Raw genomic sequence first — 25,779 nt, 5'->3', positions numbered from 1 at the left:
CCTTTTCCATGCACCCTTTGAGCGGCAGCAACCTGGGCACCCTGATGACGGTCCTTGCGCGCAACGGCGGGGCCTCGCCGCGGCATTGGGGGCAGGTGGCCGGCATTCTGGGGTCGGTGCTGGGGCGGATGCCCTTCACCCTGGCCGAGCGCATGGTGACGGCACGGCGGCTGAAGGACATGCCGGCGGACCTGCCCCCGCCGGTGTTCATCCTGGGGCACTGGCGCAGCGGCACGACGCACCTCTACAACGTGCTCAGCCGCGATCCGCAGTTCGGATACCTGGCGCCGCTGCCGACGGGGATGCCGTGGGAGATGCTGACGCTGGTGCCCATGATCCGCCCCATGCTGGAGCGCCAGCTGCCGCAGGGCCGCTACATCGACAACGTGGCCGTCACGCCCGACAGCCCGCAGGAGGACGAGATCGCGCTGGCGAACATGCAGCCGCTGTCCTACTACCACGCGCTGTACTTCCCCGGCCGCTTCCAGGAACAATTCGACAAGGCGGTCTTTCTCGACGGCGTATCGGAGCGGGAGCTGGCGTTGTGGAAGGAGCGGTTCCTGCTGCTGTGCCGCAAGCTGACCATCGAGTCGGGCGGCAAGCCGCTGCTCATCAAGAACCCGGTCTACACGGCGCGGGTGGCGCTGCTGCGGGAGATGTTCCCAGAGGCCCGCTTCATCCACGTCCACCGCGACCCCGTCCGCATCTTTGAAAGCATGCGTAACTTCTATCACAAGCTGTTTCCGCCCATGGCGTTGCAGTCTTACGATCATGTGGACGTGGATGCGGTGGTGCTGGACACCTACGGCCGCATGATGGAGCGCATGCTGGCCGATGTCGCCGACCTGCCGGCGGAGCGCTACGCCGAGATCGGCTTCGAGACCTTCGAGCAGCAGCCCATGGCCGAGCTTGAGCGGGTTTACGGGCAGCTTGGCCTCAACGGGTGGCAGGCCGCCGCGCCCCGGTTCTCGGCCTACCTGGACGACGTATCAGGCTACCGCAAGAACACCTACCGCGAGGACCCGGAGACGGCCTCGCTGGTGGCGCGGCACTGGGGGCCGTACGTGAAGCGCTGGGGGCGGCAGGTTCAGCGTGCCTGAGAGCCGCGCCCGCCCTGCACCCGGCCCTTCCACGCGCCGCCCTGGCCGCGCCAGTGCCGGCGGGCGGAGTCCAGCGTCATCAGCGTGTACAGCACCCCCGCCACGGGCAGCAGCAGGCCGCGCCAGGCGCCCAGGCCATAGAGCCGCAGGGTCGGAACCAGTGTGCCCGCCATCAGCAGCCAGGCCGCGCCGCCCGCCACCGTCGTCAGCGCGTCGCCCGTCGCCAGCCCCGATGCAAAGGCCAGCGGCGGCAGCAGGTAGAGCAGCGCCATGCCGACCACCGTTCCCGCCAGCAGCGCGGCCGAGTGGTGCAACTGCTCGAAGGCCGTGCGGGTGACCATGTGCCAGATGTCGCCAAGCCCCGCCGCCGGGCGCAACGACACCACGTCGGCCGAAGTGCCGAGCCACACCGGCCCCTGCCGCTTCAGTGCCCGGCCCAGCGCGCAGTCGTCGATGATCTCGGCCCGAATGGCGCGGGGAACGCCGGCCGCCTCCAGGGCGTCCCGCCGGGCGAGGACGCAGCCGCCGGCCGCCGCCGCCATGGCGTCGGCTGGGTCGTTGACGCGCGGAAACGGGTACAGCTTCTGGAAAAAGTAAATGAATGCCGGGATCAGCAGGCGCGCCCAGCGTCCGCCGGTGTCCAGCCGTGCCATGACCGAGGCCATCACGCGGTCGCCCTGCGTCAGCTGGTCGTGCAGGCGGCACAGGACTGTCGGACCGTGGGCGATATCGGCATCCGCCAGCCACACCAGGGCGGCCGTTGGTGCGACATCCTTCGCCCGTGCGAGACCCGCCGCCTGCGCCCACAGTTTACCCGTCCAGCCCGGTTCCAACGCGGGGGCGGGGATGACGTGCAGGCGTTCCGCACCGCCCGTCACCCGCGCGGCGGCGGCGCGCGCGGCGTCGGCCGTCCCGTCGGTGGAGTGGTCGTCGACGACAATCACCGGAAAGGACACCGGCCAGTCCTGGCGCAGAAGGCTCTCTACCGACCGGCCGATCACCGCCGCCTCGTCGCGCGCCGGCACCACCGCGACCACGCCGGGCGGCACGGCGGGCGGCTTCGGGGCGGTCGCGGGCAGGCGTTCCCGACCGCGCCAGAAGCCGCGGCCGTGGATCAGCGTCAGCCACAGCCACGCGGCGAGCGAAACAAAGGTCAAGGCGGTTAGCCAGAGCGGCATGGACGGGTCCCGAAATTCTGCCATGGTTGCACGATAACCCGGACGCGGGCCCAGGCGTTCGTTCGAAAACGCCGGTTCGGACCAGAGCTATCGGAGGTTACCATGCCCGCACGTCCCGTCCCGCCCCTGATGTCCGCCGCCGTTCTCGGCCTGGGCTTGGCGCTTGCCGCGCCCGCCACACTGGCGCCGGCACCCGCCGCCGCCCAGGAGCAGCAGGAGGCCGCCACGGGGCCGAGTGCGGTGGTGCAGGATTTCCAGAGCACCCTGCTCCAGGCCATGAAGACCGACGGCTTCCAGGCGCGCTACGACATGCTGGAACAGCCGGTCAAGGACGCCTTCTGGCTGGACGTGATGATCCGCACCGCCGTCGGCCGTGACTGGCGCGAGGCCAGCGACGCGCAGCAGCAGGCGCTGATCGACGTCTTCGGCGACATGACGACGGCCCAGTACGCCGCCCGCTTCCACGAATACAACGGCCAGGAATTCCGCGTGCTGGGCACCGACGAGGGCCCGCGCGGCACCACCATCGTCCGCACGGAGATCACCCGCAAGGTCAAGGAGCCGGTGCAGATTTCCTACGTCCTGGCCGAGCGCCAGGGGCGCTGGGGCGTGGTCGACATCCTGGCCGGGAAGGGCGTGAGCGAACTGGCGACCAAGCGCAGCGAGTATGCCTCCATCCTGGCGCGGCAGGGAGTCGACGGCCTGATCGAGAGCCTGCGCATCAAGAGCCGTGAACTGACCGACGGCTGAGGCTGTCCGGCGGGATACAGACGGTCGGAACAGAAAAGGGGCTCCCGGTCGGGAGCCCCTTTGTCATGCCGTCGACGGTCACGGTCAGCCGAAGATCAGGTTCGGCAGCCATGTCGCCAGTTCCGGGAACAGGGCCAGCACGCCCAGTGCCAGGATCTGGATGATGACGAAGGGTATGACGCCCTTGTAGATGGCGCCGGTGGTCACGCTCGCCGGTGCCACGCCGCGCAGGTAGAACAGCGCGAAGCCGAACGGCGGCGTCAGGAAGCTGGTCTGCAGGTTCATGGCCATCATCACGCCCAGCCACACGGGATCGATGTCCATGCGGAGCAGAATCGGGCCGACGATGGGCACGACGACGAAGACGATCTCGATGAAGTCCAGGAAGAAGCCCAGGATGAACATCACCAGCATGACCACGATGACGGCCGTCACGGTGCCGCCGGGCAGGTTGGTGAGGAAGTGGTGCACCATCTCCTCGCCGCCGAAGCCGCGGAACACAAGCGAGAACAGGCCGGCGCCGACGATGATGATGAACACCATGGAGGTGACCATCATGGTCGAGCGCATGACGTCCTTCAGCGTGCCGGCGTTCCACACCTTCGCCAGGCTTGCCAGCAGGCCCCAGGCGATGACGATGCAGCAGGCCGCGGCCAGCCAGATGCCAGCCATGTCGCCGGCGGGAATATCGGTCCGCGCCACGCGCAGGTCAACGAAGCTGGTCAGGCCGATCAGCAGGACCAGCGCGCCGACGGCCGCGTAGATGCTCCACGCGGGCCCGTCGGTCAGGCGCTGGCCGGCCAGCAGGATGGCACCCACGGCGCCCACGGCGGCGGCCTCGGTCGGCGTTGCGACACCGGCCAGAATCGAACCCAGCACGGCGATGATCAGCACCACCGGCGGGATCAGGGCGTGCAGCAGCGTGCTGATGTTGGTGCCGTCGGCGCCGCCGAGACGCTCATCGGCCGGCAGCGCGGGGCAGGACTTGGGGCGAACGACCGCCATGAGAAGCTGGTAGAGGATATACAGCCCCACCAGCAGCAGGCCGGGGATCAGCGCGCCGGCGAACAGGTCGCCCACCGACACGGGCTCCGGCGCCCAGTTGCCAAGCGCCCGCTGGGCGTCCTGGTAGGCGTTGGAGATCTGGTCGCCCAGCAGCACCAGAACGATGGACGGCGGAATGATCTGGCCCAGCGTCCCCGAGGCGCAGATGGTGCCGCAGGCCAGCTTGGGGTCGTAGCCTCGACGCAGCATGGTCGGCAGCGACAGCAGGCCCATGGTGACCACGGTGGCGCCGACGATGCCGGTCGAGGCCGCCAGCAGCGCGCCCACGATGGCGACCGATATGCCGAGACCGCCGCGCATGGGGCCGAACAGCTTGCCCATGCTCTCCAGCAGCTCTTCCGCCACCTTGGAGCGTTCGAGCATGATGCCCATGAACACGAACAGCGGCACGGCGATCAGGACCTCGTTGGTCATGCTGCCGTAGATGCGCTGGGGCATGGCCGAGACGAAGGCCATGTCGAACGCGCCGAACAGCCAGCCGATGCCGCCGAACAGAAGCGCCGATCCGCCCAGCGTGAAGGCGACGGGGAAACCCGCCAGCAGCACCACGATGGTGCCGAGGAACATCAGGCCGGCGAAGATTTCGGTGGTGACGAGGTCGCTCATCTCAGTGCGCTCCCCCTCGTTCGGCGCCGGTGGTGTCGCCGTTGTCGTCCAATACGCCGGACAGCACGAGGATGGACTTCAGCGCGGTCGCCAGGCCCTGCAGGCCGACCAGCACGGTGAACACCAGGATGGAGGTCTTCAGCAGGTAGACGCCCTGGATGCCGCTGGTTTCCTTGGAGCCTTCCAGAACGGCCCAGGAATTCATCACGTAGGGCAGGGCGACCGTCCACACCAGCGCGCAGAACGGCACCAGCAGGAAGATGACGCCCAGCAGGTCCACCAGCGCCTTCCGGGTCGGCCGGGCCTCGCGATAGAAGATGTCCACGCGCACGTGGCCGTCCTTCAGCAGCGTATAGCCGGCGCCCACCAGGAACACGATGCCGTGCATGTACAGGATGCTTTCCTGCATCCAGATGAAGCCGAGGCCGAAGACGTAGCGAAGGACGACGACGACGAACTGGATGAGGACCATGGCGAGCGTCAGCCACGCCACGGCGCGGCCGATGAGGTCGTTGGTGCGGTCGATACCCCGCGCCAGTGAGTGTAGTGCCTGCACGATTGCGTCTCTCGGAGGGCTGGAGGGCCGGGAGCGTCCGGCGGTGGAATGTCGGGAGCGGGAGCGTGGGCAGTATGCGCGGATCAGGCCGCCGACGCCATGGCGGTCATGATGTGCCGGGCGCCCATGCCACGAAAAAGGCGGGGCCTGCGCCTCCTTCTGGAAACGCAGGCCCTGGCGGCGGGAGGCCTATGCCTCCGCCGCGACCGCCTTATCCGCCGTAGGGGTAGTCCAGGGCGCGCGCTTCCCAGTAGGCCTGGTCGGAGACGCTGGCCCACTCCATCGCGTTCTGGCGGAACTTGATGAAGCTGTCGTAGACCTTGGCGACGTCCTCGTTCTGAGCCGCCAGGTCGGCGATGACCTCGCCCGAGGCCTTGCCGATGGCCTTCAGCACGTCTTCCGGGAACTTCTTGAGCTGCACGTTGTGCTCGTTCACCAGCGTGTTCAGCGCGTTGCCGTTCTGCGCGTTGAACTCGGCCAGCATGTAGGTGTTCTCGGCCTTGGCAGCGGCCTCGACGACGGCCTTCTGGCCCTCGGTCAGCTCGTTCCAGGTGTCCAGGTTGATGCCGGTGGACAGGGTCGCGCCCGGCTCGTGGAAGCCCGGATAGTAGTAGAACTTGGCAATGCGGTAGAAGCCGAAGGCCAGGTCGTTCCAGGGACCGACCCACTCGGTGGCGTCGATGGCGCCCGACTGCAGGGCCGGGAAGATTTCGCCGCCCGGCAGCGCCACGGCGGTCGCGCCGATCTTGCGCAGCACTTCGCCGCCCAGGCCCGGCATGCGCATGGTCAGGCCCTTGAAGTCGTCCAGGCTGGTGATTTCCTTGTTGAACCAGCCGCCCATCTGCACGCCCGTGTTGCCGCAGGGCATGGCCTTGATGTTGAACTTGGCCGACAGTTCGTCCCACAGCTGCTGTCCGCCGCCGTGGTAGATCCAGGCATTCATTTCGGTCGCGGTCAGGCCGAACGGCACGGCAGCGAAGAAGTTGAAGGCCGGGCTCTTGCCTTGCCAGTAGTACTCGGCGCCGTGATACATGTCGGCGGTGCCGGTGGAGACGGCATCGAAGGACTCGAACGGCGGCACAAGCTCGCCGGCCGCGAACAGCTTCACTTCGAGGGTGCCGTCGGTCATGGCGGTGATCCGGTCGGCATAGCGCTGCGCGCCGGTACCCAGGCCGGGGAAGTTCTTCGGCCAGGTCGTCACCAGCTTCAGCTGGCGCTTGCCCTGGGCATAGGCCGGCGCGGACAGCGAAGAGGCGGCGGCGAGGCCGGCAGCGGCCGGAACGGCACCCTTAATGAAATCACGACGCTTCATGGACATTTCCTCTCGTCGAATAGACGGAACCAATTGTTGCAACTATCCGGTTAATCCCGGTTCAGCCCACATGGTTTTCATATGCATGTGGTTCAAGACACGCGAAGGCGGCTCCGCAATCAAGTTGCGGAAGTATAAGCGATTTCGGTGAATGTGCAACGTCGTGAGTCGGGTTTGGCTAACGGCCGATCGGGCGCTCTGGCTCGAACGTTTCATCGATCCGCCGCCAGCCCTGGCTGGTAAAGCCCTCCAGCGGCTGGAAACGGATCTTGTAGGCCATCTTGCGGCTCTCGCGGATCCAGTAGCCCAGGTAGACGTAGGGCAGGCCGCGCCGCTGCGCCTCTTCCACGAGCCACAGGATCATGTGCGTGCCCAGCGACTTCCTGTGCAGCCGCGGGTCGAAGAAGCTGTAGACGGCGGACAGGCCGTCGCTCATGCGGTCGGTCAGGCAAACGGCCTTCAACTCGCCCGAGTCGTCGCGGAACTCCAGCAGCGTTGTGTCGATGGGGCTTTCGTCGACCATGGAGCGATAGTCGTAGAACCCCATCAGGGCCATGTCGCTGCCCGTGTGCCGCTCCGCCTGATAGCGCGAGAACAGGGCATACTGCTCGGCCGTCGCACGCGGCGGGGCGGGGTTGACCGTCAGGTGGCAGTTGGCGTTCCACACCTTGCGCTGATTGCGCGTCATGCGGAACTCGGCCGCCACGATGCGTACCGGCACGCAGGCGTTGCAGCCCGAACAGGCCGGGGCATAGGCGATCGAATGGCTGCGGCGGAAGCCGGCGCGGGACAGGACGTCATGCAGGGCGTCGGCGCCGGGCTGGTTCAGTTCGGTGACGATCTTGCGCTCCATGCGGCCCGGCAGGTAGGGGCAGGGCATGGGCGCCGTCGTGAAGAAGAATTGCGGTCTTTTGACCGTCTGATGTTCCATCACCATGGAGACCTGCCGCTCCTTTCATCACCGGACGGGACGTACGGGTGCTGCTCGCGACGATCCCGGCGCCGCCGTCTCAGCCACCGTGGGGCGCTGTTTCCTCCAACTATGGGGCAAAGGGCGGCGTCTCGCCACCCCTTCGCGGCGGGAATGCGCGTCGGCGCATTCCGTGAGGAAAAACGGCAGGTACCCGCCGGACGATCCACGCACGCCGCATTTGGAATGCAGGGCGGGCGGACGGCGGGTCAGGGGCCGCCGCGGATGATGCTGGGCAGGCGGCGGGGGCCTTCCTGCTCTTCTGCTTCGTCCTCGATCGGCTTGTCGCGCAGAAGCGTGATGCTGATGCGGCGGTTGCGGGGGCTGGTCGGATTGCCCTCCACCAGCAGCTCCGACGACGCCTTGCCGGTCACGCGGTTGATCTGATCGTCGGAAATGCCGGCCTCCTGCAGCACGCGCCGGGCGGCCAGCGCGCGGTCGGCCGACAGTTCCCAATTGCCGTAGCCGGTGTCGTCGGCAAAGGGCGTGCCGTCGGTGTGGCCGTCAATGGCGATCTGTTGCGGCACCTCCTGGATGAGGCCCGCGACGAGGGTCAGCAACTGCCGGGTCTGCGGGAACATGGCGGCGCTGCCGGCCGGGTACATGCTGTTGCCCTCGTTGTCGACGATCTGGATGCGCAGGCCGTCGGGCGTCTGGTCGACCATGAGGTTGGGCGCAAGCTTCGCCAGGCTGGGCACCGACTGCATGGCGGCGCGCAATTCGTCGGCGACGCGGTCGGCCTGGGCCTCCAGACGCTCGGCCTCGCGCTCGGCTTCGGCGTCCATGTCGGTGCCGCGGCGGCCCGAGGCGGTTTCGTCCACGTCCTGCTCGGTCAGTCCCTCCTTGGGGTCAGTGAAGTCCTCGCCGCCCTGTCCGATGGTCGGCGGCGGCAGGGTAAGTTCGATGGGCGAGCCGGTGTTGCTCTGGCTCGCGCCTTCGCCGATGACCTGGCCCCCCAGCATGCCGCCGGCGCCCGACGGGTTCTGCGACACGGTCGCCGGGTTGAAGTAGTTGGAGATGCCTTGAAGCTGCTCCTCGGTCACCGCGTTGAGCAGCCACAGCAGCAGGAAGAACGCCATCATGGCGGTCACGAAGTCGGCGTAGGCCACCTTCCAGGCGCCGCCATGGTGCGCGGCGCCGCCCTTCTTGACCCGTTTGATGATCGTGACGTTCTGTTCCGCCATGGCGGCCTCTCAACCTTTCACCGGCCGGCCGGCCGGTTGCTCGATTACTCGCTGGGCAGGTTGGTGACGGTCTCTTCCAGTTCCTGGAAGGTGGGACGCAGGTGGTCGGGCAGGATCTTGCGGGCGAATTCGATGGAGACCTGCGGCGCGTAGCCCTGCATGTGGGCCAGCAGGCCCGCCTTCATGCAGTTCAGGTACAGCGTCTCGTTCTCGAACACCGCTTCCATGGCACGGCCGTAGGGGGCGAAGAAGCCGTAGGAGAACAGCACCCCCGAGAAGGTGCCGACCAGTGCCGCGCCGATCAGCTTGCCCAGCACCTCCGGCGGCTCGGTGATCGAGCCCATGGTGTTGATGACGCCCAGCACGGCCGCGACGATACCCAGCGCCGGCATGCCATCGGCCATGGTGATGACGCCCGAGGAGATGGAGTGCTTGTGGTGGTGGTGGGCCTCGATCTCGGCGTCGATGATGGCCTCGACCTCGTGGGCGTTGTTGGTGCCCAGCGTCAGCAGGCGCAGGTAGTCGCACAGGAAGGCGAGGTTGTGGTGATCGGATGCGAACTTGGGAAAGCGCTGGAACAGCGGGCTGTCGCCGGGTTTTTCAACGTGGCTTTCCAGGGCCAGGTCGCCCTTGGTCTTCGCCAGCTTGAAGACCGAATACTGCATGGACAGAAGCTCGAGGAAATCATCCTTCTTGTACTTCGGCCCCTTCATCATCGGGCCGATCGCCTTGATCGTGTCCGCCGCGATGGACTTCGGGGTGCCGATGATGAAGGCGCCGATGGCCGCACCGAAAATGATGACGAACTCGAACGGCTGCCACAGGACGCCCAGGTCGCCCCCGTGCATGGCATAGCCGCCAAGCACGCTGACCGTGACGATTATCGAGCCGATGATGATAAGCATTCTGGTGTCCTGGCGACGTTCACATCTTCGAGGCTTCTGCCCGCATCGCGACCGCGACGAAAAAGCTTTTTCTTACAGTCTTTTGACCGAAGGACCCGATGCGCGGCGGGGATTATAGCGACGGGGGGTATCGAAAGGGAAGCATCATCCGCCGAAGGTGTAAGGAAATCTCACCTTTGCGCGGCTTGCGCAATCATGCTAGGTCCATCCCGCCGGCGGGCCGCCGAGCCCTGGGCCGGCCGCCGTGGACAGGTCTCAAGGGAAGGCGCTTCATGAGCATCGACGAACGTTCCTTTCGCAAGGCGCTTGGCTGCTTTCCCAGCGGCGTGGCCGTCGTGACGACAACCGACGCGGCGGGACGACCGGTCGGCGTCACAGTCAGCTCGTTCACGTCGCTGTCGCTGCATCCACCGCTTGTGCTGTTCTGCCTGGATCGCAACACGCGCAACATCGACGCCTTCCGCGACGGCGGATTCAGCGTCAATGTTCTGCGCGAGGACCAGCGCGAGGTTTCCATCCGCTTCGCCAGCCGTCGTGACGACAAGTTCGAAGGTCTGGCCGTCACGCCGGGCACCACGGGCGCGCCGGTGCTGCCCGACTCTCTGGCCGTGCTGGACTGCGTGGTCGAAAGTGTGGCCGAGGGTGGCGACCATTTGATTTTCATCGGCAAGGTGGAGCGTGTGGACTATCAGGCGGGCGGGCAGCCGCTGGTGTACTTCCGCGGTGCCTACGCGACGGTCGATTCCTGAGGCCTTCCCACCTAAGGTTCCGTTAAGGTCGCAAAGAAATCGGCCGGCGCCCGCATCCGCGGGGCCGGCCGTTCGCTTATCCGAGCAGGAGGGCGCTCTCGGGGCGTCTCAGCTTTCCTGGCCCATGGTGCTGAGCAGCCTGGTGCGGAAGCCCGCGTCGTTCAGCGCCTCGATGATGCGGTGGACGTGCGGGGCGTCGGTGGCCTCGATGACGGCATCGACATCGGTGCGCTTGAGCGGCACGTCCAGGAACAGGCGGTGGTGGTAGATCTCGATGATGTTGCCGCCGCCCTGGCCGATGATCGCGGCCACCTTGGACAGCACGCCAGGGCGGTCGGGAATTTCCACGCGCAGTTTGACCATGCGTCCCGCCCGAGCCATGCCGCGCAGCAGGATCGACGCCAGCAACTGGCTGTCGATGTTGCCGCCGCAGATGGTCAGGGCGGCCCGCCGCCCCTCGAACATGTCGGGCCGGGAGATGACCGCGGCCAGCGGGGCGGCCCCGGCGCCCTCGGCCACCACGTGCTGTTCCTCCATGAGCAACTGGACCGCCCGTTCCAGCGCCGGCTCGTCGACCACCACCAACTCGTCCACCAAACGGTCGAGAATGGGTGTGGTGAAACCGCCCGGGCTCTTCACGGCGATGCCCTCGGCCAGCGTCTGCCCGCCGGCCGGCGGCATGCCGCCCATGCGGTGCATGGCATAGCCGGCATAGGCCGCCACCTGCACGCCGATGATGCGCACACCCGGGTTCATCGCCTTGACCGCCGTCGCCACGCCGGACATGAGGCCGCCGCCGCCGATGGGCACGATGATGTCGTCGACGTCCGGCCGGTCCTCCATCATTTCCAGGCCGACCGTGCCCTGTCCGGCCACGATGGCGGGATCGTCGTACGGATGGACGAAGGCGAGGCCGTGCTCGGCGGCCAGGCGGTCGGCGTGCTCGCGCGAGGCCTCAAGGGTCTCGCCCACCAGTTCAACCTTCGCGCCCCACTGCTCGGTCAGGCGCACCTTGGTGAAGGGCGTGCCCTCGGGCATGACGATGGTCGCCGGAATGCCCAGGCGGCCGGCGTGGTAGGACACGCCCTGGGCGTGGTTGCCCGCCGACATGGCGACGATGCCGCGGCGGCGCTGCTCATCGGGCAGGGTCAGCATCTTGATGAGGGCGCCGCGCGCCTTGAAGGAGCCGGTGACCTGGGTGTTCTCCAGCTTGAGAACCAGGTCGCTCTTGAACAGGCGCGACAACGACATACTGTCGACCATCGGCGTGCGCACGATGGTGCCGGCCAGTTGCCGGGCGGCGGCGCGGATGTCGTCAAGCGTCACGTCAGCGGCGGCGACGGGCATGCGGACGGCGTCGGGAAGCTCCGTCGGGTCGGGAGCCTGAGCGGGGTCTGGGGTTTTTTTCGCGGTCATGGCTCCAAGCGAAGCACGGAAGCCGGTTCGCCGTCCAGCGTCAGTGTCGCGCCGCGCGACCAAAGCGGCATCTGGTCGGCATAATGATCGGAAAGCGGGTTTTCCGACTGACCGGTCGCGATGATGAAGCGTGACGCGCCGGGATCGGCCATGTCGAGCACCATGCGCAGCCCTGCGCCGTGCACGGCGTCGAATCGGCCGCTCTCGCCGCCGTTCCAGTAGCCGGCCCGCAGCAGCGTGTGGTTTCCGCCGCCCACCTCCGGCCGCAGGTTGAACCAGCCGCCAATGAGCGGAATACGCCCGTACAACCGGTTGTCCAGTGCCGCCTCGTGGACGTCGCCCCACCGCCAGCCATCCATGTCCTCGCCGTGACGGGCGCGCAGATCGGTCAGCGCGTCGCTGAGGGAAAGGTCGAGGATATCGCCGCAAGTCTCTGACGCGCCAGTGTCTTTTCTGTCGCACCACCAGGTGTCACGCGACGACACGACGGCGGCGATGAAGCGCTCGCCGTTCTCCCGCCAATCGCCGGCACGGTCGCCCAGTTCATCCGCCGTCAGGGCCTTTTCGATCCGGGGCAGCCACGCAGACAGGATCAGCGGCTCCGGCCGGTCCGGGTCCATGGTGCCGTCCCAGGCCTCAAGACGGCGCCGGGCCTCGGCGGTGTCGGGCGAGGCGGGCAGCGCACCCAGCAGCACCGGCACCAGCGTTTCCGCCATGGTCGAGCGCATGTCGTGCTGCATGGCGATCATGTCGGCAACCGTGTGCGCCTCGCGACCGGCGAGCAATGCCTCGCCGCGCAGGGCCCGCCAGGGCGGCGGCCAGTGGGCGGTGATGAGGTGGGGGTAGCCGTCGCCGACCACCCGGTTGTTGGCGTTCAGCAGCGTGCCGGACGCCGGGGCGAAGGCCTGGGGCAGGTCCTCGAAGGGCACGAAGCCCGTCCAGTCGTGGGAGCCGCCGGCGCCTGGCACCGGCACCCGTCCGTCGCCCGCCTTGCGCACAGGCACCCGGCCGGCGCTGATGAAGCCGGTGTCGCCGTCGGTGGCGGCGAAGAAGACGTTCTGCATGGGGGCGTGGAACAGGCGCATGGCCTCCAGGAATTCAGCCCGGTTGCCGGCGCGGTTGAGGCGCATGATGGCCTCGGCCGTGCGGTCCCCTTCCATCAGTCCGGTGGCCGCGAGCGCGACGACGTCCGTCCCGCCGGCGACGCCCGCCATGCCGCGCAGGTCGGTCACGACGGGGCCGTGGCGGGTTTCGCGCACCGTGAAGGTCACCGGTTCGCCGCCGCGCACCTCGATTACCTCTTCCCGCGTCTCGAAGGGGCGGGGGCCGTCGGGTGCAAGATAGGCGGTGCCATCGCCGGTGACCGTTTCGATGAACAGATCCTTGGTGTCGGCGTGGGTGGTGGTGATGCCCCAGCCGATGCGGCCGTTGTGGCCGATCAGGTGGAAGGGAACGCCCGGCACGGTTGCGCCGGAAACCTGCCAATCCGGGGTCTCCAGCCGTGCCAGATACCACAGGATGGGCGTCTGGTAGCCCAGGTGCGGATCGTTGGCGAGCAGCGCCCCGCCCGTGGCCGAGCGCGCCGGCGCCACGGTCCAGGCGTTCGAGGCCAGCGTCGCCGCCAGCGCGGCCGGAGGGGCCGGGGGCAGGGCGGCCTCGCGCACCGGCTGCGGCATGGTGACGGGTTCGGAAACCGTCACGCCCTGCGTCTCGTGCCACAGGTCGGCAACCCGCTCCGGCGGCAGGCCGGCATCCAGCAGCCGCGCCCGGGCGGCCTCGTCCTGCCAATTGCCGGCCAGGCGGAAGGCCATGAGGCGCTGCCACACCAGGCTGTCGGCGGGCGTCCAGGGGTCGGGCCGGACGTCGAGCAGCGTGAGCGGCGGCGGCAGCCACGAGTCGCGGCGCCGCAGCCAGGCATTCACCCCGGCGGCGTAGGCGTCCAGCGCAGCCCGGGCCTCGTCGCCCAGGGCCCGATAGCTTTGCTGCGCGCGCCGGTGCAGGCCGAGGGTGCGGCTCCAGCGGTCCATGCCGACCGCGCCCTCGCCGATCACCTCCGCCAGGCGTCCCTCTCCCAGGCGGCGCATGAATTCCATCTGCTGAAAGCGGTCCTGGGCGTGCACGAAGCCCAGCGCCAGGTATGCGTCGCGGGTGCTCCCGGCCCGAATGGTGGGGATGCCGTGGGCATCGCGCGCCACCTCCACCGGCGCGTCCAGGGCCGGCAGGTCGAGCGCACCCGTCGTGCGCGGCAGGTTGCCGTGCAACAGAAGCCACGCCCCCAGCATCGCCAGGATGACCAGCGACAGAAGCACGAGCAGCAGAGCGGTGATCCAGTGGTGCAGGCGCAGGCGGCGGTGGATGGCCATGTCCATTCCCGGCAAGCGAAAGGGGCGCCGGTCGGTGAACCGGCACCCCTCTATCTTGTATCATCGGGCCGCCCGCTCAAGCGGCCGTCGCCGTCATCCCATGTTGAAGATGATGGTCTTCTTGTGGGTGAAGTGCTCCAGCATGGCCTCCAGCGAGGCCTCGCGGCCGATGCCGGACTTCTTGATGCCGCCGTAGGACAGGTTGGGCTGCACCACCAGGTTCTGGTTCACCTGCACGAAGCCGGCCTCCAGGCGCTGCGTGGCGTCCATGGCGGTGTGCAGGTCCTTGGTCCAGACCGTCGCGGCCAGGCCGAACTCGCTGTCGTTGGCGGCCTCGATCACCTGTTCGTAGTCGGTGAACTTGAAGACGCAGGTGACCGGGCCGAAGATTTCCTCGCGGCTCGGCGGCGCGTCGGCCGAGATGTCGGTGAAGATGACGGGCTGGACGTACAGGCCCTTCTTCAGCGCCGGATCGTCGGGCAGGGCGGAGCACAGGTTGGCCGTGCCACCGGCGTCGATGCCCTTCTGGATGTAGCCCTTCACGCGCTCCATCTGGTCGGGGCTGACGATGGTGCCGATGTCGGTTTCCTCGTCCAGCGGGTCGCCCATCTTCATGGCGTCGGCCTTGGCCTTGAGCTTGGCCACGAATTCGTCGTGGATGCTCTCGTGCACGTAGATGCGGCTGGACGCCGTGCAGCTCTGGCCCTGGCGGGTGAAGCGCACGCCGGCGACCGCGCCGGCCACGGCCTTGTCCAGGTCGGCGTCGGCGAAGACGATCATCGGGCTCTTGCCGCCCAGTTCCAGCGTCACCGGGATCAGCTTCTCGGCAGCGGCCTTGGAGACGATCTTGCCGGTCTCGACGGAGCCCGTGAAGGTCACCTTGCCAACCTTCGGGTGCGCGACCAGCGGGCCGCCGCACTCCGGACCGAAACCCGACAGGATGTTGAAGCAGCCCTTGGGCAGCACTTCGTTCATGATCTGGCAGACGCGCAGGACGGTCAGCGGCGCCTCTTCCGCCGACTTCACCACCACCGTGTTGCCCGCCACCAGCGCCGGCGCGATCTTCAGCGCCATCAGCATCAGCGGCACGTTCCACGGGATGATCGCGCCGACCACGCCGATGGGCTCGCGCTGGGTGACGGTGAGCATGTTGGGGTTGAAGGGCACGCTCTCGCCCTTCAGCTCGCTCGCCAGGCCGCCGTAGAACACGAAGGCATCGGCCAGCACGTTGGCCTCCACGCGGCTTTCCGTGCGCAGGGCCTTGCCAGTTTCCAGCGCGATCAGGCGCGCCAGTTCCTCCACGTGCTCGGTCAGGCGGCGGCCGCACTCGGCCACCAGCTTGCCGCGCTCGCGGGCCGGCATCTTCTTCCACGCCTTCTGCGCGGCGGCGGCGGACTGCACGGCGCGGTCGACGTCGGCCTCGTCGCCGTCAGCGGCCTGGCCGATGACGGCGCCGGTGGCCGGGTTGACCACGTCGAAGGTCTTGCCGGAGACGGCCTTGACCATCTCGCCGTCGATCAGGTGGAAGCCCGACAGCTCCTTGGCGAGCGCGAAGGGGTCGGTGTTCTGCGGGATGCTGCTGACCATGTTCATGGCGTTCGGGGGCCTCTTGGACGTGTTCTCGTTGTGGATCAGGATGCTGCCCTAGTGGCTTGTTTTGCCTTCATTGTTTAGGCCACATAGCCCGTGGGCAGGGTGGAAATGAAGTCGGTGAAGACGTCACCCTGGACGTTGACGTGCCGGGCCATCAGGCGGCCGGCCTGGTCGGCGTCGTAGGCGAGTATGGCGTCCACCACCTCCTTGTGCTCGGACAGGCTTTCGCTGATGCGGCCCGGCCGGTTGAGCTGGTGACGGCGGTAGGGCGCCGTGCGCCGGTGCAGCGAGCGGGTCATGTCCGCCAGCACCTCGTTGTGGCTGCCGTCGTAGATGGCGTCGTGAAAGACCTTGTTGGCCGCGTAATAGCCTTCCAGGTCCGTCTTCTTTTCGAAGTCCTCGCATTCGTCGACGAAACGCTTGAGGTCGGCGCGTTCCTTGTCGCTCATGCGCCGCGCAGCGAGGCGGGCGCACATGGCTTCAAGTTCGGCCATGACCTCGAACATCTCCACCAGGCGGGGCAGAGTGATGACAGACACCACCGCGCCCTGGCGCGGGCGGACTTCCACGAGACCTGACGCCGAAAGCTGGCGCAGGGCCTCGCGGACGGGTGTGCGGGACACCTCGAACCGATGCGCGAGGGACTGCTCGTCAAGCCGGTCCCCCGGTTTTAGGGTGCCGGCGAAAATGTCTTCCTCAAGGGCGCGGCGCAACTGGTCCGCGCGCGTTGGTGATCTTCTCGGCATGCGCGCCTGTCTTCCCTTGGTTGCGGCGGGGCCTGATGGCGCCGATCGTGCCCCGGCGTTTCGCACCGGTGGCGGCCTCTGTCGGGCATTTGTCTGCGATCGTACGCCGGCGCAACCGCCGGACGTTTCTCCCTGTGACCCAACTTGTATACATCAAGCAGCCTTAAAGTATCCAGCCCCTTTCCCGCAGGGGCGGGTCCGGCCACTCTTGTGCCGGGGCGCGAAATTCCCGACCATCGCGTTCCACCACGCCAGCGGAACCGGGAGGAGGCGACCACATGGGCATGATCGAGACGGGTGTGCGGGTGCTGCGGCCCGAGGGCTTCAAGCACATGGCCTACACGTCCTGGGGCGATCCGCACCGGCGCGAGGTGGTTGTCTGCGTCCACGGGCTGACGCGCCAGGGGCGCGACTTCGACGCCCTGGCAGAACGCCTGGATCACGACCTGCACCGCCGCGTGCTGTGCCCGGACGTGCTCGGCCGCGGCAAGAGCGACTGGCTCGATGACAAGTCCGGCTACACCTATCCGCTCTACCTGGCCGACATGGCGGCGCTGATCGCCCGCAGCGGCGTGGAGTCGGTGGACTGGGTGGGCACGTCCATGGGCGGGCTGATCGGCCTGATGCTGGCGGCCACGCCCAACACGCCCATCCGCCGGCTCGTCATCAACGACATCGGACCGCTGGTTCCGTGGGACGGGCTGGCGCGCATCGGCACCTACGTGGGCGAGGACCCGCTGTTCCCGGACCGGGCGGCGGCGGAGCAGCGCCTGAAGGAGCGGACAGCCACTTACGGCCCCATGCCGGCGGAGCGCTGGCCCGCCTTCGTCGACCACTCCACGCGCCCCGACCCGCAGGGACAGGGGCTTCGGCTGGCCTATGATCCGGCCATCGCCCAGGCGTTCCAGGCCATCGAGCCCGGCCAGCCCATCGACCTCTGGGCGCTGTGGGACCGGGTGCAGGTGCCTGTACTGGTCGTGCGCGGCGCGGAGTCGGACCTTTTGCCGGCCGAGGTGCTGGAAGAAATGAAGCGCCGGGGCCCCGGCTGCCAAACGGTGGAGGTGCCGGGCGCGGGCCATGCACCGTGGCTGATGTCGTTCGACCAGATGGCGCCGGTACTCGACTTCCTGAAGGGCCATGGGTGACGCCGCGATGCCGCATTCCGGCGAAGACGCGGGTCCAGGTCGATGGCGGCGCCCGGTAGGGAAGGCGCCGCCCAGACCCTGTCCCGCCGGAACAGGCGGTCGACAGTCGGCAGAGAGGATCAGAAGTTAAAGCCGATGCCGAGCGTGTGGTAGAAGCTGCCGTCGTCGAAGGCGTCGTCGATCTCGTCGCTGTCCTCGAAGGCGAACTGGTACTCGGTGCCCACGTAGATGAACGTGTTGCGGTCGGCATAGTACTTCACGCCCGCCTGCGGGCCGGCGGTGAAGGTGCTGTTGATGTCCTCGCCATAGGTGCCGCCGATGGCCGCGCCGACATAAGGCTGCCACTGACCCAGGTCGAAAACGTACTGGGCGAACACGCGCGTGGAGGCGTTCAGCTGGTTGTCGTCGTCCGTGTCGGCGAAGGCCACGTCCTGCTGGATGCCGACCAGAACGCCCGGATACAGGTACTGGCCGACAGTGCCGCTGACGCCGAGCGTGGTGGTGTCGAAATCCTTGTCACTGGCGCCGGTGCCCGAGAGGCGCAGTTCCCAGTCCCCGACACCACGGGCGTAGCTGCCGGCTTCCATGGTGTTCATGTCCGATTGCGCAAAAGCCACACCCGGAACGATGATCGCGGCGGCCGCGAGCGCGCTGAGCTTTTTCATGGGATATCTCCTTGGTTTCGAAGGCCTCAATGCCATGCGAGAAACCAATAATGAGGGGGCTCTCGTTCCGCTTTCCAAAGTGGTAGTGTGCTTTTACGGGACGCTCTGTTGCATAATGGCTACACTGTTCTTGGCGAGTGTTGGCAATGTCAAGAGCCCGCGCTGCGTGTTATTTGTGACAACCCGGAGCATTGGACTGAGGGGCTAAGCCTTTCCATCATCGCCTGTCTCATCCGGATTATGAGCAGCCGCGCATCAACCCGTTGATATAAAACAAAGGCCGCCCCGATGGGCGGCCTGTTCCACGGAATCTTGCTCCGCGCGGCGTTTTTCTGGAACGGGACGGAACCCGACCCCTCAGCCGTCGCGCATCAGCCGGGCGGCTTCCTTGGCGGTGTAGGTGAGAATGGCGTCTGCGCCGGCGCGGCGGAAGGCCAACAGGCTTTCCAGTACGGCGGCATCGTTGTTCAGCCAGCCGTTGTGGACGGCGGCCTTCAGCATCGCGTACTCGCCGCTGACCTGATAGGCGAGGGTGGGCACCGCGAAGGTCTCCTTCACGCGGCGGATGATGTCCAGGTACGGCATGCCCGGCTTCACCATGATCATGTCGGCGCCCTCCTGCAGGTCGAGCGCCACCTCTCGCAAGGCCTCGGCGGAGTTGGCCGGGTCCATCTGGTAGGTCTTCTTGTCGCCCTTGAGCGCCCCGCCCGAGCCCACCGCATCGCGGAACGGGCCGTAGAAGGCGCTGGCGTACTTGGCGGCGTAGGAGCAGATGCGCACGTCCTCGAAGCCCGCGGCGTCCAGGCCGTCGCGGATGGCGCCGATGCGGCCGTCCATCATGTCGCTGGGCGCGATGACGTCGCAGCCCGCCTGGGCCTGCACGATGGCCTGCTTGACCAGCACGGCGACGGTCTCGTCGTTCACCACGTAGTTGTTGCGGCAGATGCCGTCGTGGCCGTCGCTGTTGAAGGGGTCCAGCGCCACATCGCAGACGATGCCGAGGTCGGGGTGCGCCTCCTTGATGGCGCGCACGGCCCGGCAGACCAGGTTCTCGGGGTTGGTCGCCTCGCGCCCGTCGGGGTGCTTCAGCGCCGGATCGACGGAGGGAAACAGGGCGACGGCGGGGATGCCAAGATCCTTGGCTTCCCCGGCCGCCTCGACCAGCAGGTCGATGGACAGGCGTTCGACCCCCGGCATGGAGGCCACCTCCTGGCGCTCCTGCTCGCCGTCGACGACGAAGCAGGGCCAGATGAGGTCGTCGGCCGTCAGGCGGTTCTCGGCCACCAGGCGCCGGGTCCAGTCATCCCGGCGCAGGCGGCGCATCCGCACCCGCGGAAAGGAACCGAAGACGGCGGTCGGGCGGCTGATGCCGGGGTCGCTGCTCACGCTTTCTCCAACGCTTGTTCCAGGTCGGCCAGAATGTCGTCGATGTGCTCGATGCCGATCGACAGACGGACATAGCCTTCCGAGACGCCCGTGGCAACCTGATCCTCCACCGACAACTGCGAATGAGTGGTCGACGCCGGGTGGATCGCCAGCGACCGGGCATCCCCGATGTTGGCGACATGGTACAGCAGTTCCAGGCTGTCGATGAAGCGCTTGCCGGACTCAAGCCCGCCCGTCAACTCGAAGCCGACCAGGCCCGAGTAGCCGCCCTTCATCACCGCGTCGGCGCGCTCGCGCTGCTTGCCGGTGGCGAGGCCGGGGTAGATGACCTTGCCGACTTTCGGATGCTTGGCAAGGAAGTCCGCGACCTTCTGGGCGTTTTCCGAATGAGCCTTCATGCGCAGGGGCAGGGTTTCCATGCCCTGCATGATCTGGAAGGCGTTGAACGGCGACAGGGCGGCGCCGACGTCGCGCAGCAGGGTGACGCGGGCGCGGATGATGTAGGCGATGGGGCCCAGCGGCTTGGTGGCTTCCGTCCACACCGCGCCGTGGTAGCTTTCGTCGGGCGTGTTCAGCGTGGGGAAGCGGTCGCCGTGGGCCGCCCAGTCGAAGTTGCCGCCATCCACGATCATGCCGCCGACGGTGGTGCCGTGGCCGGCCATGAACTTGGTCAGGGAGTAGACGATGATCGCCGCGCCGTGGTCGAACGGGCGCACCAGATGCGGGGCGGCCGTGTTGTCCATGATGAGGGGAATGCCAAGCTCCCGCCCGATGTCAGCCACTTCCTTGATGGGGAAGACGTGCAGCTTGGGGTTGGGCAGGGTCTCGGCGTAGAAGGCGCGGGTGCGCTCGTCAGCCGCCTTGCGGAACCCTTCGGGGTCCTCGGGGTCGACGAACCGGACCTCGACGCCGAACTGCTTGAGCTGGTTGGCGAACAGGTTCCAGGTCCCGCCGTACAGGTCGGTCGACGACACGATGTTGTCGCCCGCCGAGGCGAGGTTCATCACGGCGAAGGTGGACGCCGACTGCCCGGAGGCCACGCCCAGCGCCGCCACGCCGCCTTCCAGCGCCGCCACGCGCTGCTCCAGAACGTCCACCGTCGGGTTCATGATCCGGCTGTAGATGTTGCCGAATTCCTTGAGCGCGAACAGGTTTGCCGCGTGCTCGGTCGAATCGAACTGGTAGCTGGTGGTCTGGTAGATGGGCACGGCCACCGATTTGGTGGTTTCCTCGGCGCGATAGCCGGCGTGCAGCACGATGGTTTCCGGGCGGGCGTTCTTCATGTCCATGATCGCGGGTATCCCCTATGGTGTTGCTGTCTCCCTGGTTGAGCAGGTAAGCCCGCCAAGGCAGTCTCTGTCAACAGATCATTGCGCATCTTTGTGTGAAATCCTGATGTATTACAGTTTCCAAGGTGGGGTTCCGTTATCGGAAGGTTGCGCTTTGACAGGCGGCGCGCTGTGTGTATGATCCTTCCTCAAAATTGTATGCAAACAAGAACATGCCGGGAGGAAGCACGATGGATTTCCTGCTGACCGAGGACCAGACGGCGTTTCAGGACGCCGCACGCGCCTTTGCCCAGAACGAGATGGCGCCCCATGCCGCCAAATGGGACGCCGAGCACATTTTCCCCGAGGAGACCCTGCGCGCCGCCGCCGAACTCGGGTTCGCCGGCATCTACGTCCGCGACGACGTGGGCGGCTCGGGCCTGACGCGCCTGGACGCCGCCGTGATCTTCGAGGAACTGGCGGCAGGCTGCCCGTCGACGGCTGCCTATATCTCCATCCACAACATGGCGTCGTGGATGATCGACCGCTTCGGCAACGACGAGCAGCGCCACAAGTTCCTGCCCAAGCTCTGCACCATGGAGCACTTCGCCAGCTACTGCCTGACGGAGCCCGGCGCGGGCTCCGACGCCGCCAGCCTCAAGACGAAGGCCGATCGCGACGGCGACCACTACGTGCTGAACGGCGAGAAGGCGTTCATTTCGGGCGGCGGGCGGTCGGACGTCTACGTCGTCATGTGCCGCACCGGCGAGCCGGGTCCCAAGGGCATCTCGACGCTCGTGGTGCCTAGCGACACGCCGGGCCTGTCCTTCGGCAAGCAGGAAGAGAAAATGGGCTGGCACAGCCAGCCGACCAGCGCCGTGATCTTCGAGAACTGCCGCGTGCCCGTGGAGAACCGCCTCGGCGAGGAAGGCGAGGGCTTCAAGATCGCCATGATGGGTCTGGACGGCGGCCGCCTGAACATCGGCGCCTGCTCGCTCGGCGGTGCCCGCGCGGCCATGGAGGCGGCGCTGGAGTATACGGGCATGCGCAAGCAGTTCAACGCGCCGCTCAACAGCTTCCAGGGCCTTCAGTTCAAGATCGCGGACATGGCGACAGAGCTTGAGGCCGCCCGCCTGCTGCTCCACAAGGCGGCCTGGACGCTCGACCGCAAGGACCCCGACGCGACCCGTCTGTGCGCCATGGCCAAACGGCTGGCGACCGACACGGGCTTCACCGTGGTCAACGAAGCCTTGCAGCTTCATGGCGGATACGGCTACATCCGCGAGTATCCCATCGAACGGATCCTGCGCGACCTGCGCGTGCACCAGATCCTGGAGGGGACGAACGAAATCATGCGCCTTATCATCTCGCGCAAGATGATCGCCGGCTAAGGGCCGGACGCGGCAGACCAGACGGAAGAGAGGGCCGGATGTCCGAGGAAGATACCCTGTTCGAGGTCAAGGACGGGATTGGCACCATCACGCTGAACCGTCCAAAGGCAATGAATGCGCTGACGCTCGCGCAGGTGGAAAAGATCGACCCGCAGCTGCGCGCCTGGGCCGAGGATGACGCCGTGCACTGCGTCGTCATCCAGGGCACGGGCGAGAAGGCCTTCTGCGCCGGCGGCGACGTGGTGGCGCTCTACAAGGCGGGGCAGGCGAAGGACGAGCCCTACCTCGCCACCTTCTACGCCGAGGAATATCGCCTCAACCGCCTCATGAAGATGTATCCCAAGCCCTATGTCGCGCTCATCGACGGCGTGACCATGGGTGGCGGCGTCGGCGTCTCGGTGCACGGCTCCCACCGCGTGGCGAGCGAGCGCACCCTGTTCGCCATGCCGGAGACGGGCATCGGCATGTTCCCCGACGTCGGCGGCACCTATTTCCTGCCGCGACTGCCGGGCAAGCTGGGCATGTACCTGGCGCTGACCGGCGCGCGCCTGCGGGCGGCGGACTGCTACTACACCGGCATCGCCACCCACTACGTGCCGTCCAACCGCCTGGCGGACATGGTCAAGGCTATGGGCGAGGCGGAGACGGAGGCCAAGACCGCCGACCAGATGCAGCAGTGCGTGACGGCGGTCCTCGACATGTACCACGAGGAACCGGGAACAGCGCCGCTGGAAAAGCACCGCGCGCAGATCGATCAGTGCTTCGCCGCGGACTCGGTGGAAGGCATTCTCGACCGGCTGGCCGAGGATGGCTCGGAATGGGCGACCCAGACCGCCGAGACCATCCGCCAGAAAAGCCCGACGGCCACCAAGGTCGCCTTCAAGCAGATGCAGGTGGGCGCCCAGGTGGAGTTCGACCGCGCCATGCAGATCGAATACCGCCTGTCGCAGCGCTTCATGGCCGGGCCGGACTTCTTCGAGGGCGTGCGGGCGCTGCTTGTGGAAAAGGACAACGCGCCCAAGTGGATGCCGGCCGATCTTGAAGGTGTGGAGGAAGAGGCCGTTGACGCCTATTTCGCACCGCTGCAGCAGGGCGACCTGACGTTCGACTAGGCGCCGGAAGTCAAACACAATAAGGAGCCGTCGCAGGCTCCGGGAAACGACCAGGATAACCAGAGGAGACGACGTCATGGCGAGCATCGGTTTCATCGGCGTGGGCAACATGGGCGGTCCCATGGCCGCCAATCTGGCCAAGGCCGGCCACACCGTGAAGGCCTTCGACCTGAGCAAGGAGTCCGTGGACAAGGCCGTCGCCGCCGGCTGCGAGGCGGCTGAAACGGTCACCGACGCCGCGCGCGACGTCGACGTCATCGTCACCATGCTGCCGGCCGGCAAGCACGTGGCCCACGTCTATGAAGGCACCGACGGCGTCTTCGCCACCGCCGCGCCCGGCACGCTGATGATCGACTGCTCGACCATCGACGTCGACACCGCGCGCACCGTCATCGCCGCGGCGGAAGACAAGGGCTTTCCCATGGTCGACGCGCCGGTGTCCGGCGGTGTCGGCGGCGCCGAGGCGGGAACGCTGACCTTCATGGTCGGCGGTACGGAAGAGGCGGCGGAGAAGGCCCGCCCGTTCCTGGAGATCATGGGCAAGACCGTCGTTCACGCCGGCGATGCCGGCAACGGCCAGGCCGCCAAGATCTGCAACAACATGATGCTCGGCATCCAGATGCTGTCGGTCGCCGAGGCCTTCATGCTCGCCAAGCGCCTGGGCCTGGACTACCAGAAGCTGTTCGACATCTCGTCCAAGGCGTCGGGCCAGTGCTGGTCGCTGACCACCTACTGTCCGGTGCCGGGCCCGGTGCCGACCTCGCCGGCCAACCGCGACTACCAGCCGGGCTTCGCCACCGACATGATGCTGAAGGATCTGAAGCTGGCACAGGACGCCGCCGGCAAGGCCGGTGCGTCGACGCCGCTTGGTGCGGCGGCCGAAAGCCTGTATCAGATGATGTCGTCCAAGGGGAACGGCAACCTGGACTTCTCCGCCATCATCAAGATGATCGACGGCGAGATCTGAAGTCTGCCGGTGAGGCACGGTCCGGTCCTGCATGACTGGACCGTGCGAACAGGGTCGGGAGATGGACCCCGCGCCGGTCAGGCGTGTGAGCCTGCGGGGCGCGTGGTGCCGAAGGCGTGTGCGAACCACACACCGCAGCTCTGACGTCTGGTGCCCGGGCGTATACGGCTCAATCGGAGCGGCGATGGCGAAGCGGCGGAAAGGCGACGTGTATCTGGAGATCGTGCAGATGGGCAACGTCTGCCGGTGTTCCGCCATCGACGCGCGCACCAACATTGAGGTCTCCATCGTCGCGCCGGCCACCTACTCCCGCTACACAATGGAGCAGAACGCCATCCGCAAGCTGCGCCGCGTGCTGGAGCAACGGGAGCAGGGCGGCGGTGGAAGCGGGGGGACGGTGGCATAAGGCCGACACGTCCCGCCGCCGCGCCGGTTCCGCAGGACCTGGAAACAAAACGGCCGCCGCTTTCCCCCAAGCGGCGGCCGTTTGTCCTCTCGACGCGAAGCCCGCGGCTATTTTGCCGCTGCCTTGCTACGTTTCGCGGCCGTGTCGCCCGGCTTGCGGCCCAGGCCGATCTTCTTGGCGAAGGCCGACCGCTGCTGGGCGTAGTTCGGCGCGACCATCGGATAGTCGGCCGGCAGGTTCCATTTGGCGCGGTACTCGTCGGGCGTCATGTTGTAATTGGTCCGAAGGTGGCGCTTGAGCATTTTCAGCTTTTTGCCGTCCTCCAGGCAGATGATGTAATCGGGCGTAACCGACTTCTTGACCGGCACCGCCGGCCGCGCCGCCTCCGCTGCCGCAGCCTCGGGCTTGGAGAGAGAGCTGAGCGCGCCGTAGACCGTCTGAATCAATTCCGGAATTTGCGTCCCCGGCATGCTGTTCTTGCTCACATAGGCAGCGACGACGTCGACCGCCATGCGGAGCATGTCGTCACGGTTGGTTTCATCTTGCCGGGCTTCTGTCATTTCATCACCAGTTTGTTTCTTGATCCGCACGTTTTCTCGACGCGGCGACACGGCCCGTCGGCTCGGTTACAGTGTGCCGACCCCACGTGCCTTCCCGTCGAGTGCCCCTCGCGGTGGCTATTTTTGTTGGTTTTTAACACGCTGTCAATTGGTTGTGTCTGGCGTCTCAGTAAAACATTACTTGGCCGGCGTGCAAGAGCAATAAAACCTACTTCGACACGGCAGCCACCGCGCGACGAATTGGCCCTGGCGAGCCTGCGGTTGTCGGTGTCGGCGGGGCGAATTGGTGATGTATCGGGCGTTTTCACGCCCGATACTATGGTGTCATCCTATACTTTCGGCCAGGCGGGAGGGGCGGCAAGCGCCATTCCGGTCCCTTGGGATGG

At 67.0% G+C, this 25,779-nt stretch carries 23 protein-coding genes; 8 read left to right on the top strand and 15 right to left on the bottom strand.

Translation table 11 applies throughout. The features are described from left to right. Window positions 1-8: 8 nt before the first annotated feature. A complete protein-coding gene (locus C882_RS08165) occupies window positions 9-1,100 on the top strand; it encodes a sulfotransferase family protein (RefSeq protein ID WP_009540102.1) in 1,092 nt (363 codons plus the stop codon). Here C882_RS08165 and C882_RS08160 read toward each other — a convergent pair. Then, entirely contained in the window at window positions 1,088-2,278 is a 1,191-nt protein-coding gene (locus C882_RS08160; RefSeq protein ID WP_009540101.1) for a glycosyltransferase, read from the bottom strand. The genes C882_RS08165 and C882_RS08160 overlap by 13 nt on opposite strands. 102 nt (window positions 2,279-2,380) lie before the next feature. Between C882_RS08160 and C882_RS08155 the strand changes: the two genes are divergently transcribed. Further along, window positions 2,381-3,028 (top strand): ABC transporter substrate-binding protein, encoded by a 648-nt coding sequence (locus C882_RS08155; protein WP_009540100.1) that lies wholly within the window; start codon window positions 2,381-2,383, stop codon window positions 3,026-3,028. An 84-nt stretch (window positions 3,029-3,112) separates the two neighbouring features. Here C882_RS08155 and C882_RS08150 read toward each other — a convergent pair whose 3' ends face one another. The 6 genes from C882_RS08150 to motA form a co-directional block, all read right to left on the bottom strand. Next, window positions 3,113-4,699, bottom strand: coding sequence for a TRAP transporter large permease (locus C882_RS08150; RefSeq protein ID WP_009540099.1), 1,587 nt, complete (start codon window positions 4,697-4,699; stop codon window positions 3,113-3,115). 1 nt (window position 4,700) lies between these two features. After that, window positions 4,701-5,255 (bottom strand): TRAP transporter small permease subunit, encoded by a 555-nt coding sequence (locus tag C882_RS08145; protein WP_009540098.1) that lies wholly within the window; start codon window positions 5,253-5,255, stop codon window positions 4,701-4,703. 211 nt (window positions 5,256-5,466) lie between these two features. Further along, window positions 5,467-6,567: a TRAP transporter substrate-binding protein gene (locus tag C882_RS08140; RefSeq protein WP_043644162.1), complete on the bottom strand. Its 1,101-nt coding sequence runs from the start codon at window positions 6,565-6,567 to the stop codon at window positions 5,467-5,469. A 178-nt stretch (window positions 6,568-6,745) separates the two neighbouring features. Further along, on the bottom strand, window positions 6,746-7,498 hold the full coding sequence (locus tag C882_RS08135) for an arginyltransferase (RefSeq protein ID WP_043644407.1): 753 nt from the start codon (window positions 7,496-7,498) through the stop codon (window positions 6,746-6,748). Window positions 7,499-7,746: 248 nt separating this feature from the next. Further along, window positions 7,747-8,721 carry a flagellar motor protein MotB gene (locus tag C882_RS08130; protein WP_009540095.1) on the bottom strand — a complete coding sequence of 325 codons (975 nt, stop codon included), beginning with the start codon at window positions 8,719-8,721 and terminating at the stop codon, window positions 7,747-7,749. A gap of 44 nt (window positions 8,722-8,765) precedes the next feature. Continuing rightward, window positions 8,766-9,626: a flagellar motor stator protein MotA gene (motA, locus tag C882_RS08125; protein WP_009540094.1), complete on the bottom strand. Its 861-nt coding sequence runs from the start codon at window positions 9,624-9,626 to the stop codon at window positions 8,766-8,768. A gap of 272 nt (window positions 9,627-9,898) precedes the next feature. Between motA and C882_RS08120 the strand changes: the two genes are divergently transcribed. Next, window positions 9,899-10,375 carry a flavin reductase family protein gene (locus tag C882_RS08120; protein WP_009540093.1) on the top strand — a complete coding sequence of 159 codons (477 nt, stop codon included), beginning with the start codon at window positions 9,899-9,901 and terminating at the stop codon, window positions 10,373-10,375. A 108-nt stretch (window positions 10,376-10,483) separates the two neighbouring features. On the opposite strand, the gene C882_RS08115 is transcribed toward C882_RS08120, so the two are convergent. From C882_RS08115 to C882_RS08100, 4 genes are all read right to left on the bottom strand, one after another. After that, window positions 10,484-11,791: a threonine ammonia-lyase gene (locus tag C882_RS08115; protein ID WP_009540092.1), complete on the bottom strand. Its 1,308-nt coding sequence runs from the start codon at window positions 11,789-11,791 to the stop codon at window positions 10,484-10,486. Further along, window positions 11,788-14,154 carry a penicillin acylase family protein gene (locus C882_RS08110; RefSeq protein WP_009540091.1) on the bottom strand — a complete coding sequence of 789 codons (2,367 nt, stop codon included), beginning with the start codon at window positions 14,152-14,154 and terminating at the stop codon, window positions 11,788-11,790. The genes C882_RS08115 and C882_RS08110 overlap by 4 nt, the downstream gene beginning before the upstream one ends. A 93-nt stretch (window positions 14,155-14,247) precedes the next feature. Next, window positions 14,248-15,747 (bottom strand): aldehyde dehydrogenase family protein, encoded by a 1,500-nt coding sequence (locus C882_RS08105; protein ID WP_009540090.1) that lies wholly within the window; start codon window positions 15,745-15,747, stop codon window positions 14,248-14,250. A gap of 77 nt (window positions 15,748-15,824) precedes the next feature. Then, window positions 15,825-16,493 (bottom strand): GntR family transcriptional regulator, encoded by a 669-nt coding sequence (locus C882_RS08100; RefSeq protein ID WP_043644157.1) that lies wholly within the window; start codon window positions 16,491-16,493, stop codon window positions 15,825-15,827. Between the two features lie 278 nt (window positions 16,494-16,771). On the opposite strand from C882_RS08100, the gene C882_RS08095 reads away from it, so the two are divergent. Continuing rightward, the gene (locus tag C882_RS08095; RefSeq protein ID WP_009540088.1) at window positions 16,772-17,638 is read left to right on the top strand and encodes an alpha/beta fold hydrolase; all 867 of its coding nucleotides are present in this window, start codon (window positions 16,772-16,774) and stop codon (window positions 17,636-17,638) included. Window positions 17,639-17,757: 119 nt separating this feature from the next. Here the strand turns inward: C882_RS08095 and C882_RS08090 are convergent, their stop codons facing one another. From C882_RS08090 to C882_RS08080, 3 genes are all read right to left on the bottom strand, one after another. Beyond that, entirely contained in the window at window positions 17,758-18,303 is a 546-nt protein-coding gene (locus C882_RS08090) for a hypothetical protein (RefSeq protein ID WP_009540087.1), read from the bottom strand. Window positions 18,304-18,660: 357 nt separating this feature from the next. Continuing rightward, window positions 18,661-19,689 (bottom strand): porphobilinogen synthase, encoded by a 1,029-nt coding sequence (gene hemB / locus C882_RS08085; protein ID WP_009540086.1) that lies wholly within the window; start codon window positions 19,687-19,689, stop codon window positions 18,661-18,663. Continuing rightward, entirely contained in the window at window positions 19,686-20,978 is a 1,293-nt protein-coding gene (locus C882_RS08080; protein WP_009540085.1) for an O-acetylhomoserine aminocarboxypropyltransferase/cysteine synthase family protein, read from the bottom strand. Before C882_RS08080 ends, hemB begins: the two co-directional genes overlap by 4 nt. 230 nt (window positions 20,979-21,208) lie before the next feature. Here C882_RS08080 and C882_RS08075 point away from each other — a divergent pair, with 230 nt between their 5' ends. The 4 genes from C882_RS08075 (at window position 21,209) to C882_RS08060 (ending at window position 24,833) form a co-directional block, all read left to right on the top strand. Further along, complete coding sequence (locus tag C882_RS08075; RefSeq protein ID WP_009540084.1) at window positions 21,209-22,348, top strand: isobutyryl-CoA dehydrogenase; 1,140 nt, start codon at window positions 21,209-21,211, stop codon at window positions 22,346-22,348. Between the two features lie 38 nt (window positions 22,349-22,386). After that, on the top strand, window positions 22,387-23,460 hold the full coding sequence (locus C882_RS08070; protein WP_009540083.1) for an enoyl-CoA hydratase/isomerase family protein: 1,074 nt from the start codon (window positions 22,387-22,389) through the stop codon (window positions 23,458-23,460). A 76-nt stretch (window positions 23,461-23,536) separates the two neighbouring features. Further along, complete coding sequence (mmsB, locus tag C882_RS08065) at window positions 23,537-24,427, top strand: 3-hydroxyisobutyrate dehydrogenase (protein WP_009540082.1); 891 nt, start codon at window positions 23,537-23,539, stop codon at window positions 24,425-24,427. 208 nt (window positions 24,428-24,635) lie between these two features. Next, the gene (locus tag C882_RS08060) at window positions 24,636-24,833 is read left to right on the top strand and encodes a DUF6898 family protein (protein ID WP_009540081.1); all 198 of its coding nucleotides are present in this window, start codon (window positions 24,636-24,638) and stop codon (window positions 24,831-24,833) included. A gap of 107 nt (window positions 24,834-24,940) precedes the next feature. Here the strand turns inward: C882_RS08060 and C882_RS08055 are convergent, their stop codons facing one another. Continuing rightward, a complete protein-coding gene (locus C882_RS08055; protein ID WP_043644154.1) occupies window positions 24,941-25,393 on the bottom strand; it encodes a MucR family transcriptional regulator in 453 nt (150 codons plus the stop codon). Between the last annotated feature and the right edge of the window lie 386 nt (window positions 25,394-25,779).

Source organism: Caenispirillum salinarum AK4, from assembly GCF_000315795.1.
GTDB lineage: Bacteria > Pseudomonadota > Alphaproteobacteria > Rhodospirillales > Rhodospirillaceae > Caenispirillum > Caenispirillum salinarum.
This window is presented reverse-complemented; position numbering and strand designations above follow the sequence as displayed.